Origin of the sequence: Streptomyces sp. NBC_01635, from assembly GCF_045209715.1 — a bacterium.
Taxonomy (GTDB): domain Bacteria; phylum Actinomycetota; class Actinomycetes; order Streptomycetales; family Streptomycetaceae; genus Streptomyces; species Streptomyces hirsutus.
This window is the reverse complement of the sequence record NZ_CP109277.1, coordinates 5110277-5122500: the sequence shown is the minus strand read 5'-3', so window position 1 is coordinate 5122500 and position 12224 is coordinate 5110277. Positions and strand designations below refer to the sequence as shown.

At 71.2% G+C, this 12224-nt stretch carries 12 protein-coding genes; 3 read left to right on the top strand and 9 right to left on the bottom strand.

All coding sequences use genetic code 11. The features are described from left to right. Positions 1 to 152: 152 nt before the first annotated feature. Both trpS and OHB56_RS23900 read left to right on the top strand, forming a co-directional pair. Positions 153 to 1175, top strand: a complete 1023-nt coding sequence (trpS, locus tag OHB56_RS23905; RefSeq protein ID WP_326754076.1) for a tryptophan--tRNA ligase — start codon at positions 153 to 155, stop codon at positions 1173 to 1175. Between the two features lie 134 nt (positions 1176 to 1309). Further along, positions 1310 to 1897 carry a cysteine hydrolase family protein gene (locus OHB56_RS23900; protein WP_326754075.1) on the top strand — a complete coding sequence of 196 codons (588 nt, stop codon included), beginning with the start codon at positions 1310 to 1312 and terminating at the stop codon, positions 1895 to 1897. 54 nt (positions 1898 to 1951) lie between these two features. Here OHB56_RS23900 and proC read toward each other — a convergent pair whose 3' ends face one another. From proC to OHB56_RS23870, 6 genes are all read right to left on the bottom strand, one after another. After that, positions 1952 to 2764, bottom strand: a complete 813-nt coding sequence (gene proC, locus OHB56_RS23895) for a pyrroline-5-carboxylate reductase (RefSeq protein WP_055596064.1) — start codon at positions 2762 to 2764, stop codon at positions 1952 to 1954. 131 nt (positions 2765 to 2895) lie between these two features. Next, a complete protein-coding gene (locus OHB56_RS23890; protein WP_055598005.1) occupies positions 2896 to 3681 on the bottom strand; it encodes an ABC transporter permease in 786 nt (261 codons plus the stop codon). Continuing rightward, on the bottom strand, positions 3678 to 4490 hold the full coding sequence (locus tag OHB56_RS23885; RefSeq protein ID WP_406355554.1) for an ABC transporter ATP-binding protein: 813 nt from the start codon (positions 4488 to 4490) through the stop codon (positions 3678 to 3680). The genes OHB56_RS23890 and OHB56_RS23885 overlap by 4 nt, the downstream gene beginning before the upstream one ends. Before the next feature lie 351 nt (positions 4491 to 4841). Beyond that, a complete protein-coding gene (locus OHB56_RS23880) occupies positions 4842 to 5357 on the bottom strand; it encodes an EamA/RhaT family transporter (protein ID WP_326754073.1) in 516 nt (171 codons plus the stop codon). A 93-nt stretch (positions 5358 to 5450) separates the two neighbouring features. After that, complete coding sequence (locus OHB56_RS23875; protein ID WP_406355552.1) at positions 5451 to 5732, bottom strand: SH3 domain-containing protein; 282 nt, start codon at positions 5730 to 5732, stop codon at positions 5451 to 5453. An 85-nt stretch (positions 5733 to 5817) separates the two neighbouring features. Next, entirely contained in the window at positions 5818 to 6138 is a 321-nt protein-coding gene (locus OHB56_RS23870; RefSeq protein WP_326754071.1) for an SH3 domain-containing protein, read from the bottom strand. Positions 6139 to 6320: 182 nt separating this feature from the next. On the opposite strand from OHB56_RS23870, the gene OHB56_RS23865 reads away from it, so the two are divergent. Beyond that, positions 6321 to 8411 (top strand): protein kinase domain-containing protein, encoded by a 2091-nt coding sequence (locus OHB56_RS23865; RefSeq protein ID WP_406355550.1) that lies wholly within the window; start codon positions 6321 to 6323, stop codon positions 8409 to 8411. Between the two features lie 84 nt (positions 8412 to 8495). On the opposite strand, the gene ilvD is transcribed toward OHB56_RS23865, so the two are convergent. The 3 genes from ilvD to OHB56_RS23850 all read right to left on the bottom strand — a co-directional run bounded on the left by ilvD (position 8496) and on the right by OHB56_RS23850 (position 12106). Then, positions 8496 to 10349, bottom strand: a complete 1854-nt coding sequence (ilvD, locus tag OHB56_RS23860; protein ID WP_055597192.1) for a dihydroxy-acid dehydratase — start codon at positions 10347 to 10349, stop codon at positions 8496 to 8498. 168 nt (positions 10350 to 10517) lie between these two features. Beyond that, positions 10518 to 11246 (bottom strand): TetR family transcriptional regulator, encoded by a 729-nt coding sequence (locus OHB56_RS23855; protein ID WP_326754069.1) that lies wholly within the window; start codon positions 11244 to 11246, stop codon positions 10518 to 10520. Continuing rightward, complete coding sequence (locus OHB56_RS23850) at positions 11243 to 12106, bottom strand: sugar phosphate isomerase/epimerase (protein ID WP_326754068.1); 864 nt, start codon at positions 12104 to 12106, stop codon at positions 11243 to 11245. Before OHB56_RS23850 ends, OHB56_RS23855 begins: the two co-directional genes overlap by 4 nt. Between the last annotated feature and the right edge of the window lie 118 nt (positions 12107 to 12224).

The window sequence follows — 12224 nt, the reverse complement described above, 5'->3', positions numbered from 1 at the left end:
GGCCGCCTGACAGCGGCCGTCCGTACGTATGCGCTCAACGGCCGCCGCTCCGGTGGCCGTTTTCGTTTCTCCCTCCAGGGCTCCGGCCCTCAGGACTCCGGGAGCGGCCGGCCGGGGCGGCGGGCACAACCAGGAGACGGAGACAGGAAGCGATGACACGGGTCTTCAGTGGGATCAAACCGACCGGGCATCTGACGCTGGGGAACTACCTGGGGGCCATGCGGCGGTGGGCCGCGGTCGACCAGCACCGGGCCGACGCGTTGTTCTGCGTCGTCGATCTGCACGCGCTGACCGTGGACCACGATCCCGCACGGGTGCGCAGACTGAGCCGGCAGGCGGCGACGCTGCTGCTGGCCACCGGGGTGGATCCGAAGCTGTGCACCGTGTTCGTGCAGAGCCATGTGGACGAGCACACCCGCCTGTCGTACGTGCTGGAGTGCGTGGCGACCGACGGCGAGATGCGGCGGATGGTCCAGTACAAGGAGAAGGCCGCGCGGGAGCAGCGGCGGGGCGGGAGTGTGCGACTGTCGCTGCTGACGTATCCCGTGCTGATGGCGGCGGACATCCTGGCGTACGGGACGGACGAGGTGCCGGTGGGGGACGACCAGGCGCCGCACGTGGAGCTCACGCGGGATCTGGCCGTGCGGTTCAACCAGCGGTACGGGCACACCTTCGTGGTGCCCCGGGCCACCCATCCGGCCGTGGCGGCGCGGGTGATGAATCTGCAGGACCCCCTGTCGAAAATGGGGAAGAGCGACGACGTCGGGCCGGGGATCGTCTATCTGCTGGACGAACCGGACGTGGTGCGGAAGAAGGTCATGCGGGCGGTGACCGACAGCGGACGCGACGTCGTGTACGACAGGGAGGAACGGCCCGGGGTGGCGAATCTGCTGGAGATTCTGGCGGCGTGCTCGGGCGGGGACCCGGAGACGCTGGGCGATGCCTACGAGTCGTACGGGGCTTTGAAGAAGGACACCGCGGAGGCCGTGGTCGAGGTGCTGAAGCCATTGCGCGAAAGGCACAAGGAGTTGTGCGCGGACCCCGGTCATGTGGAGGGGGTCCTGCGGGACGGAGCGGAAAGGGCTCGCGCCATGGCGCGGCCGGTCGTGGACGCCGCCTATCGGGCCATCGGCCTGCTCCCCGCGTCCGGAACCGGGGCAGGCTCCGGGAGGTAGCGCCGGCGCCGACTTCGGTGTCCGTGCCGGCCCCCGCGTCCGTGCCGGGCGGCCGGCTCGCTTGGCAGTAAGTCGTCGGTCGTTGGCCCCCGTACCTCTGGGAGGCGGGGTGCGGGGGCGGCACGATCGGGGTCATGGACATTGCGGAGAACGCGGCGCTGGTGGTCGTCGACGTGCAGCAGGGCTTCGAGGACCTCGATTTCTGGGGGCGGCGGAACCATCCCGGAGCGGACGGGAACATCGCCGGGCTGATCGATGTGTGGCAGGCGTCGGGGCGGCCGGTGGTGTTCGTGCGGCACGACTCGGTCGAGCCGGCCTCACCCCTTCGTCCGGGACAGCCGGGCAACGGGTTCAAGGAGTACGTGGAACAGCGGCGCGGAAAGGGAGGCGGGGGCGCCGAGCTGCTGGTGACGAAGAGCGTGAACTCGGCGTTCCACGGCACCCCGGATCTCGGCGCCTGGCTGAAGGACGCGGGGATCGCCCAGGTGGTGCTGGTCGGGATCCAGACCAACATGTGTGTGGAGACGACGGCCCGGGTGGGCGGGAACCTCGGGTACGACGTGGTGGTCGTGTTCGACGCGACGTACACCTTCGACGTGGAGGGGCCGTTCGGCTGGCAGCTCGACGCGGACGAGGTGGCGCAGGCGTCGGCGGTGACGTTGCACGGGGGCGGGTTCGCGCGCGTGGTGAGGGCGGCAGACGTGCTCGCCGGAGCGACGTGAGGGGCAGTGGCCGACGGGGCGCCCGGTCAGGGGCGCCCCGGGCGGGGCCCGTCCTCAGTCCTTGGTGCCGGAGGCCAGTTCGCGGCTGCGGTCACGGGCGGCCTCGAGGGCGGCGATGAGGGCGGCGCGTACGCCGTGGTTCTCGAGTTCGCGGATGGCGTTGATGGTGGTGCCGGCGGGGGAGGTGACGTTCTCGCGGAGCCGTACGGGGTGCTCGCCGCTGTCGCGGAGCATGGTCGCGGCGCCGATCGCGGACTGGACGATCAGGTCGTGGGCCTTGTCGCGGGGCAGGCCGAGCAGGATGCCGGCGTCCGTCATGGCTTCGACCAGGTAGAAGAAGTACGCCGGGCCGGAGCCGGACAGGGCGGTACAGGCGTCCTGCTGCGACTCCGGGACGCGGAGCGTCTTGCCGACGGCGCCGAAGATCTCCTCGGTGTGGGCGAGGTGCTCCGGGGTGGCGTGGCTGCCGGCGGAGATGACCGACATGGCCTCGTCGACCAGGGCGGGGGTGTTCGTCATGACGCGGACGACCGGGGTGCCGGCGGCGAGGCGGTCCTCGTAGAAGGAGGTGGGGATGCCCGCGGCGCCGCTGATGATCAGGCGGTCGGCGGGGAGGTGCGGGGCCAGCTCGTCGAGGAGGGTGCCCATGTCCTGCGGTTTGACCGTGAGGATCAGGGTGTCGGCGGTCTTGGCGGCTTCGAGGTTCGAGACCGGGGTGACTCCGTGGCGGGCGCGGAGTTCGTCGGCCCGCTCCTGGCGGCGGGTGGTGACCAGGAGGTCGGCGGGGGCCCAGCCGCCGCGGATCATTCCGCTGAGCAGGGCTTCACCGATCTTGCCGGTGCCGAGGACTGCGACTTTCTGAGCCATGACTGGGGATGTCCTCCGGAGTGGGCGCGTCGTCCTGGTTCATCCTCGCACCCGGGGGGCGTGGGGGCGGGGTGATGTCCGATGGGCGGACGGTGGCGGACGCAGGCGCCAGGGGCTCCGGAGGGGGCGGGTCAGGCTGTCCTGCGGCGCAGGGTCGCCGCGCCGAGGGCGAGCACCAGCAGGGCACAGCCGGCGACGATCAGGATGTCGCGTACGAAGGGGGCGGTCATGTCCGTGTGCCGGAGGACCTCGTTCATGCCGTCGACGGCATAGGACATGGGGAGGACGTCGGAGATGCCCTCCAGGACGGGGTGCATGTCGGCGCGCGCGGTGAAGAGTCCGCACAGGAGGAGCTGGGGGAAGATCACTGCCGGCATGAACTGGACCGCCTGGAATTCCGAGGCCGCGAAGGCCGAGACGAAGAGGCCGAGGGCGGTGCCGAGGAGGGCGTCGAGCAGGGCCACCAGGAGTAGCAGCCACGGGCTGCCGACGACGTCGAGTCCCAGGAACCAGACCGCCAGTGCGGTGGCCAGGGCGGACTGGACGATCGCGATCGCGCCGAAGGCGAGGGCGTAGCCGGCGATCAGGTCGCCCTTGCCGAGCGGCATGGCGAGGAGGCGTTCCAGGGTGCCGGAGGTGCGCTCGCGCAGGGTGGCGATCGAGGTGACCAGGAACATCGTGATCAGCGGGAAGATCCCGAGGAGCGAGGCGCCGATGTTGTCGAAGGTGCGCGGGCTGCCGTCGAAGACGTAGCGGAGCAGGAGCAGCATCAGGCAGGGGACGAGCAGCATCAGCGCGATCGTGCGCGGGTCGTGGCGGAGTTGACGCAGGACCCGGGCCGCGGTGGCGAGGGTGCGCGAGGCGTTCAGGGAGCTCGTCGGCACGGAGGGACGTGTCGTCGTACGGGGGGTGCTCATCGCGAGGTCTCCTTCGTGCGGCTTGCTGCGGCGGCCGCGTCCACCAGATGCAGGAAGGCCGCCTCGACGGTGTCGGATCCGGTGCCGGTGCGGAGGGCGTCGGGGGTGTCGTCGGCGAGGATCTCGCCCTCGCGCATGAGCAGGAGGCGGTGACAGCGCTCGGCCTCGTCCATGACGTGGGAGGAGATCAGCAGGCTGGCTCCCCGGTCGGCGGCGAGGGCGTGGAAGAGCTGCCAGAGGTCGCGGCGCAGGACGGGGTCGAGGCCGACCGTGGGCTCGTCGAGGACCAGCAGCTCGGGGGTGCCGAGGAGGGCGACGGCGAGGGAGACGCGGTTGCGCTGGCCGCCGGAGAGGTTGCCGGCGAGGGCGTCGGAGTGGGTGGTGAGGTCGACGTCGGCGATGGCCCGGGTGACGTTGTCCCGGCGGCGGTCGGCGGCGGCGCGGCCGGGGTCGAGGACCGCGGCGAAGTAGTCGAGGTTCTGCCGGACCGTCAGGTCGTCGTAGACCGAGGGGGCCTGGGTGACGTAGCCGATGCGGGTCCGCAGGGTGGGGTGGCCCGCGGGGAGGCCGAGCACGTCCAGCGTGCCGGTGACCTTGGCCTGGGTGCCCACGATGGCCCGCATCAGGGTCGACTTGCCGCAGCCGGAGGGGCCGAGGAGACCGGTGACCTGCCCGCGCGGGACGGTGAAGTCGAGGTCGCGCAGGACGGTGCGGGGGCCTCGGACGACGGTGAGGTCCTGGGCGCGGACGGCGGGAGGTTCTCCCTCGCCGGTGTCCGGGTGCGGAGCACCGGAGGAGTAATTCATCATGTGATGAATAATCCTCTCGGGGGCGGGACACGTCAAGCGGTGACGGGGCGGTTCACGCTGGGGGCAGGGTTCGGCCGCGCGGGGGCGGAGGACGACCGCGCGGGGCGAACGGGCATGCCGAAGGGAGACGCGGCGCGGTGTACGGCGCGCGGCGCGAAGTGGAAGGCACGAGGTGGAAGGCACGGCGCGGCGCGCGGCGGCAGCGGCCCGCGAAGGGCGTCGGCACGGGGCGAACCGGTGCGCGGGGCGGCAGCCCGGCGCGGAGGCGGGCCGGCGCGGAGGACGCGGGGAAGCACGCGGTGGTGGAGGGAGGGAACCGTTCGGTGCAGGCCGGCGGTTTCCCTGCGGCGGTCAGGAGCGGCGGCGCTTCTTGGGGTTGCCGGAGCGGCGGGACATCCGCTTCGCGTACTGGGCGCGGGCCGTTTCGTACTCCTCGCGGTGGAGCTTCTCGCCGGGGGCCTCGGCGAGGGAGCGGAAGAAGTAGGCGAGGAGGGAGCCGACGAAGCCGACGGTGAGCAGGCCGCGGAGGGACCGCTGGCGGTCGGGGTCGGGGCGGCGCTTGAACGCCTCCCAGGTGTGCCCGAACGCGAGGGCGCTGCAGACCGCGAACATCACGACCATGAGGAGCGTGACGAAACCGCCGACCTCGGCGATCCGGAAGCCCTGGTAGGCGATGCGCAGGACGAAGCAGGCGGCGGCCGCGGCGGCGAGCGAGCCGACGGCGACGCCGATGCGGCGGGCCGCGTAGCCGCTGTCGTGGTCGACCCAGGTCGTGCCGAAGAAGCGGATGGGCTCGGGGCGGGGGCCGACGGGGGTTCCCGGGGAGCCCGCGGGGTGGTCGTCCGGGGTACCGTTCTCTGCGCTCACGCTTCGATTATGGCTCCGGCGCCCCCACGGGCTCCGAGCGGGATCGGCCGCGATCACCCGGTCCCGGGCGGGATCACCCGGGATCGGGCGGGATCAGCCGCAGCGCGGGGCCACGTAGCCGTCGCTGCCGGTCTTCACGTAGGCGTCCGAGACGTACTGGCCGTTGCTGATGTTGTCCCAGATGTTCGACGTGCCGTAGGGGCCCGTCACCGTCGTACCCGGCGTCTGGCAGTTGATCGGCACCTGCGCGCCCACGGGCAGGGTGCGGACGATGGTGTAACTCGTTCCCGGACCGCTGCGGACATTCAGCTGGACGCCCGGGGCGACCGGGTAGTACGGCAGGGCTGCGGCTTCCGACGCCGTTCCCAGCAGCATGAGGAAAGCTCCGGCGCTTGCGAGCAGAACAGATCTGCCTCTTCCGGACATCGTGAGTGCTCCTGACAGTGGTGGTGGTGGTCGGTCAGGCACAGCGCGAGGCCACGTAGCCGTCGCTGCCGGTCTTCACGTAGGCGTCCGAGACGTACTGGCCGTTGCTGATGTTGTCCCAGATGTTCGACGTGCCGTACGGGCCCGTCACCGTCGTACCCGGCGTCTGGCAGTAGATCGGCACCTGCGCGCCCACGGGCAGGGTGCGGACGATGCCGTAGCTCGTTCCCGGACCGCTGCGGACATTCAGCTGGACGCCCGGGGCGACCGGGTAATAACGGACAGCTGCGGCCGCCGCCGTCGTGACGGCTTCCTCCGTGCCCGACTCGACCTCTTCGATGCGGTCAACAGACATGAAAAACCTCCCCCGTTGAACCCCATGACTGCGATGGGATCACTTTGATTCCCCTGAATCACTCCATGAAACACCAGTTCTCAACTCGCACACAGATACCGGCAAGCCGCCTCGGTCCCGTACGAGACATCGACTAGGCTCCGTGCGTCGCGCGCGCGGACGAACAGCACGGGGGTGGTCCCATGGCGCCACAGCGGAAGGCCGGAGCGGGTGCGGAAGCGGAACTTCCGGAGTACGCCGGTCACTACCGGCTGGAGTCCCTTCTTGGCTCCGGGGGCATGGGTGTGGTGCACCTGGCCCGCAGCACCTCCGGTCTGAAGCTCGCGGTGAAGGTCGTACACGCCGAGTTCGCCCGGGATCGCGAGTTCAGGGGACGGTTCCGGCAGGAGGTGGCGGCGGCCCGCAGGGTGAGCGGTGCGTTCACCGCGCCCGTGGTCGACGCCGATCCGGAGGCGGAACGGCCTTGGATGGCGACCCTGTTCATTCCCGGACCGACGCTCGCGGAGCAGGTGAAGCGGAACGGCCCGATGACACCGGCGCAGCTGCGCCGCCTGATGACGGGGCTGGCCGAGGCACTGCGCGACATCCACCGGGTCGGGGTGGTGCACCGGGACCTGAAACCGAGCAATGTGCTGCTCGCCGAGGACGGACCGAAGGTCATCGACTTCGGTATCTCTCGGCCGACGGACAGTGAACTGCGCACCGAGACGGGGAAGTTGATCGGCACGCCGCCGTTCATGGCGCCCGAGCAGTTCCGGCGGCCGCGGGAGGTCGGACCTGCCGCGGACATCTTCGCACTGGGATCGGTGGTGGTCCACGCGGCGACCGGGCGAGGGCCGTTCGACTCCGACAGCCCCTATGTCGTCGCCTATCAGGTGGTGCACGACGAGCCCGATCTGACCGGCATACCGGAAGAGCTGGCGACGCTCGTGCTGCGCTGTCTCGCCAAGGAGCCCGAGAACCGGCCGACACCGGACGAGTTGATGCGGGAACTCCGCTCGATGGCGGCGTCCTATGACACCCAGGCGTTCATACCGGCGCAGAGGACGGGTGCGGAGGCGGCACCGGCTCCCTCTCCTCGGCGACCACGACGACCGTCCCGGAAACGGCTGAGCCGCAACGTCCTGATGGCAGGCGCCGCGCTGGTGCTCGTGGCATCGGGAGCCGCCTCCGTCCAACTGGCCGGCTCGGAAGAGGACTCCCCCGCAGAGGCGCCTGTCCGTACCCCGTCGGCCACGTTCGGCGCGTGGGAGGCGGAGCCGGTGTCCGGGAACGGGGGCATGCCGCATTGCTCCTACGGCGCAGACGAGTTGCTCTGCGCTCAGCGCGATGTGGCCTTCGCCCTGGACCCGGCCGACGGAGGTCTGATGTGGCAACGCACGACATCCGACCGGGCCGTCAGTCGCCCTCCGGTCGTCTCGGGCGGAATCGTCCAGTCGTCCGTGGGCGGGGACGGGTTCGTCGAGGGGCTGGATCCCGCCTCGGGCGCACAGGTCTGGCAACGGGACGTGCCCGAGGGCGGTTCGGTCCGGTACGTGGGTGACATGCTGCTGCTCACCGGCGTGGACGGAACGGTCACCGGTGTGGACAGCTCGTCGGGTGCCACGAAGTGGAACCGCTCCCTACCGGGCCACAGCGGCACGCCCCTCGCCTCGTTCGCCGCAGACCCGCTGGCCTACGCGACGAGCACGTCGTACGACGGGTCGCACACGCGGGTCACGGCGGTCGACCCGGGCACAGGGGAACCGCGGTGGGATGTCCGGATGGAGGGAGCGCTGCAGCCCATCGGCGTCGGGGGCGGATCCGTCTTCTTCCTTTCCGGCGATCCGCGGGACGGCACCACTACCGGCCTGGTCCGCTACTCCCCGAAGTCCAAAGCGTCGCTCCGAGTCCCTCTGCCGGTTCCTCGCCACGACGTTCGTGCCACCGTGCGCGGGAACGTCGTCCATCTCCTGGCCCAGGGCGGTTCGCTGGAGGCCGTGGACCTGAAGGCGCGCAAGCGGGTGTGGCACCTGGAAACGGGTATCAGTCACGGATCCGCGCCCGTCTCCGACGGGCGGCACGTGTACGTCACCGCTCCCGACGGCCGCCTGCTCGCCGTGGACGCCCGAACCGGACGGCTGCTCGGGCAGACCGCGCCCCGGCTCGGGGCAGCTGCGGATCGAGTGGTCGCCTCACTGCCCGAGCCGGTGGTCGCGGGTGGTCGCGTCTACGCGTCCGCACCTGACGGCACCGTGTTCGCCGTGGACGGACGGGAGCCGGCGGGCTGGTAGCGGAGCGCGGCACACACGGATCGCCGCACGCACAAGGGCCGCCCCCGGTGCTACGGAGGGCGGCCCTGGTGCGTGCGAAAGGCGTCAGCCCAGCTTCGACACGTCCCGCACCGCGCCCTTGTCGGCGCTCGTGGCCATCGCCGCGTACGCCTTCAGCGCCGCCGAGACCTTGCGCTCGCGGTTCTTCGGGGCGTACGCACCGTCCAGTGCCTGCTCGCGGCGGGCCAGCTCGGCCTCGTCGACCAGCAGCTCGACCGAGCGGTTCGGGATGTCGATGCGGATGCGGTCGCCCTCCTCGACCAGGGCGATGGTGCCGCCCGAGGCCGCCTCCGGGGAGGCGTGGCCGATGGAGAGACCGGAGGTACCGCCGGAGAAGCGGCCGTCGGTGATCAGGGCGCAGGCCTTTCCGAGGCCACGGCTCTTCAGGTACGACGTCGGGTAGAGCATCTCCTGCATGCCGGGGCCGCCCTTGGGGCCCTCGTAGCGGATGACGACGACGTCGCCCTCCTTGACCTGCTTGGTGAGGATCTTCTCGACGGCCTCCTCCTGCGACTCGCAGACGACCGCCGGGCCCTCGAAGGTCCAGATCGACTCGTCGACACCGGCCGTCTTGACGACGCAGCCGTCCACGGCGAGATTGCCGCGCAGCACCGCCAGGCCGCCGTCCTTGGAGTAGGCGTGCTCGGCGGAGCGGATGCAGCCGCCCTCGGCGTCCTCGTCGAGGGTGTCCCAGCGCTCGGACTGGGAGAAGGCCTCGGCGGAGCGCACGCAGCCGGGGGCCGCGTGCCACATCTCCACGGCCTCCGGGGACGGGGAGCCGCCGCGGATGTCCCAGGTCTTCAGCCAGTCGGCCAGGGTCGGGCTGTGGACGGAGTACACGTCCTCGTTCAGCAGGCCCGCGCGGTGCAGTTCGCCGAGCAGGGCGGGGATGCCGCCCGCGCGGTGCACGTCCTCCATGTAGTACGTGCGGTCCTTGGCGACGTTCGGCGCGACCTTCGCCAGGCAGGGCACGCGGCGCGAGAGGGCGTCGATCTCGGTCAGGCCGAAGGGGACCTCCGCCTCCTGGGCGGCGGCCAGCAGGTGCAGGATCGTGTTGGTGGAGCCGCCCATGGCGATGTCCAGCGTCATCGCGTTCTCGAAGGCGGCGACGGTGGCGATGGAGCGGGGCAGGACCGTGTCGTCGTCCTGCTCGTAGTAGCGGCGGGTGATGTCCATGACCGTGCGGGCGGCGTCCTCGTAGAGCGCCTTGCGGGCCGTGTGGGTGGCGAGGACCGAGCCGTTGCCCGGGAGGGACAGGCCGATGGCCTCGGTGAGGCAGTTCATCGAGTTGGCGGTGAACATGCCGGAACAGGAGCCGCAGGTCGGACAGGCGTTCTCCTCGATACGGAGGACGTCGGCGTCGGAGATCTTGTCGTTGGCGGCGTCGACCATCGCGTCGACCAGGTCCAGCGTGCGGACCGTGCCGTCGACCAGCGTCGCCCGACCGGACTCCATCGGGCCGCCGGAGACGAAGACCGTCGGGATGTTCAGCCGCAGGGCGGCGTTGAGCATGCCCGGGGTGATCTTGTCGCAGTTGGAGATGCAGATCAGGGCGTCCGCGCAGTGGGCCTCGACCATGTACTCCACGCTGTCCGCGATCAGGTCGCGGGAGGGCAGGGAGTACAGCATGCCGCCGTGGCCCATCGCGATGCCGTCGTCGACGGCGATCGTGTTGAACTCGCGCGGGATGCCGCCGGCCGCGACGACCGCCTCGCTGACGATCCGGCCGACCGGCGCGAGGTGGGTGTGGCCGGGGACGAACTCCGTGAAACTGTTGGCCACGGCGATGATCGGCTTCCGGCCGATGTCCGCACCCGGTACACCGGAGGCTCGCATCAGGGCGCGTGCACCCGCCATGTTGCGGCCGTGGGTGACTGTGCGGGACCTCAGCTCGGGCATCGTCGCTCGCTCCTTCAGACCTTCTCGGGGTGCGGGGTCAGAGATTCCTGACTGTCGTCGAGCGTACGCCCGTCATCCAGTGGGCGGGACAGGGTGTCCGCGATGCGGGATACGTGTCTCAGTGCGGGGGCGGTACGCAGACCGCGGTACGCGCGGGGGCGCGGCGCTTCAGCGGCCGGTGAGATGGCCCTGGACCACCGGCGCCACCCGCTCGACGATCTGCTCGACGTCCGCCGAGGCCAGCGGTTCGACCTTGATCACGTACCGGACCATCGCGATCCCGACCAGCTGGGCCGCGGCGAGCTCGGCGCGCAGTTCGGCGTCCGGCAGGTCGAGCCGCCCGGCGATACGGCGCAGCAGCTGGCCCGCGACCAGGCGGCGGAAGACACCGGCGGCGGTCTCGTTGTTCACGGCGGACCGGATGATCGCGAGCAGCGGGGTCCGGGTCACCGGGTTCTCCCAGAGGCCGAGGATCATCCGGGTCATCCGCTCGCCGACCTCCTCCAACGGAGCGTCGAGGACGGCTCGCCGGCCCTTGAGCACCGGGGCGAAGGCGACCTCGACGGCCGCCTCGAACACCTGCTCCTTGGTGCCGAAGTAGTGGTGCACCAGTGCGGAGTCGACCCCGGCCGACTTGGCGATGCCCCGTACGGATGTCTTGTCGTACCCGCGTTCGGAGAACTCCTCGCGGGCAGCGTCCAGGATGCGGTCCCGGGTGTCGGCCGACTCCGTGCGCGGGGGCCGGCCACGGCGCCGGGGAGCGGCGCCGGGGCGGTCGGGCGGCGGGTCCGGGGCGGTGGCAGACGTGTCCGGGACCGACTCGGCCGGGCCGCCGGACTCCCTGCCGGGACCTCCGGGAGACGCCTCCGGGCTGCCGGGCCCGGTGCCGCCGGTCATCGGCGAGGCGACCGCAGCGCCGAGGTCGCCGTCGAGGACCCGAGGGCCCCGGACTTCGCCGACGCCAGGTGCAGGCGGGTGAACGCCAGCGCCTCCGCCAGATCGGCCTCGCGCTCGGCGCCGGACATGGCACGGCGGGTGTTGACCTCGATGACGACATGGCCGTCGAAGCCGTTGAGGGCCAGGCGCTCCAGCACCTCGGCGCAGGGCTGGTCGCCGCGGCCGGGCACGAGGTGCTCGTCCTTGGCCGAGCCCCGGCCGTCGGCGAGGTGGACGTGACCGAGGCGGTCGCCCATGCGGTCGAGCATCCCGAGGGCGTCGGTGCGGGCGGTCGAGGCGTGGCTGAGATCGATCGTGAAGTGGCGGTAGTCGTCCTTGGTGACGTCCCAGTCGGGGGCGTAGGCGAGCATCTCGCGGTCGCGGTAGCGCCACGGGTACATGTTCTCGACGGCGAACCGCACATCCGTCTCGTTGGCCATCCGCCAGATTCCGTCGACGAAGTCGCGGGCGTACTGGCGCTGCCAGCGGAACGGCGGATGAACGACGACCGTGGCGGCACCGAGCTTCTCGGCGGCGGTACGGGCCCGCTGGAGCTTGGTCCAGGGGTCGGTGGACCACACGCGCTGCGTGATGAGCAGGCAGGGGGCGTGCACGGCCAGGACGGGGATGCGGTGGTAGTCGCTGAGGCGGCGCAGCGCCTCGATGTCCTGGCTGACCGGATCGGTCCACACCATGACCTCGACACCGTCGTACCCGAGGCGTGCGGCGATCTCGAAGGCCGTCGCCGTCGACTCCGGATAGACGGAGGCCGTCGACAGAGCGACCTTCGCATCCGGGATGCGCACCGCTGGATCTGCCACGAGGGACAGCGTACGGGGTGCGTTCGACGGGTGGGACGCGGACGACGGGCTTCGGCCGGAGGCGTCCGCCGCGGCCACGAGCACATGACCGCAGCGCACGGGGCACTTTTCGTCCGTC

What these genes read in the sequence shown, in the direction of transcription:
- trpS (WP_326754076.1), top strand. Translation starts at nt 153, where the DNA reads ATGACACGGGTCTTCAGTGGGATCAAACCGACCGGGCATCTGACGCTG.
- OHB56_RS23900 (WP_326754075.1), top strand. Translation starts at nt 1,310, where the DNA reads ATGGACATTGCGGAGAACGCGGCGCTGGTGGTCGTCGACGTGCAGCAG.
- proC (WP_055596064.1), bottom strand. Translation starts at nt 2,764, where the DNA reads ATGGCTCAGAAAGTCGCAGTCCTCGGCACCGGCAAGATCGGTGAAGCC.
- OHB56_RS23890 (WP_055598005.1), bottom strand. Translation starts at nt 3,681, where the DNA reads ATGAGCACCCCCCGTACGACGACACGTCCCTCCGTGCCGACGAGCTCC.
- OHB56_RS23885 (WP_406355554.1), bottom strand. Translation starts at nt 4,490, where the DNA reads ATGATGAATTACTCCTCCGGTGCTCCGCACCCGGACACCGGCGAGGGA.
- OHB56_RS23875 (WP_406355552.1), bottom strand. Translation starts at nt 5,732, where the DNA reads ATGCTGCTGGGAACGGCGTCGGAAGCCGCAGCCCTGCCGTACTACCCG.
- OHB56_RS23870 (WP_326754071.1), bottom strand. Translation starts at nt 6,138, where the DNA reads ATGTCTGTTGACCGCATCGAAGAGGTCGAGTCGGGCACGGAGGAAGCC.
- OHB56_RS23865 (WP_406355550.1), top strand. Translation starts at nt 6,321, where the DNA reads ATGGCGCCACAGCGGAAGGCCGGAGCGGGTGCGGAAGCGGAACTTCCG.
- ilvD (WP_055597192.1), bottom strand. Translation starts at nt 10,349, where the DNA reads ATGCCCGAGCTGAGGTCCCGCACAGTCACCCACGGCCGCAACATGGCG.
- OHB56_RS23855 (WP_326754069.1), bottom strand. Translation starts at nt 11,246, where the DNA reads ATGACCGGCGGCACCGGGCCCGGCAGCCCGGAGGCGTCTCCCGGAGGT.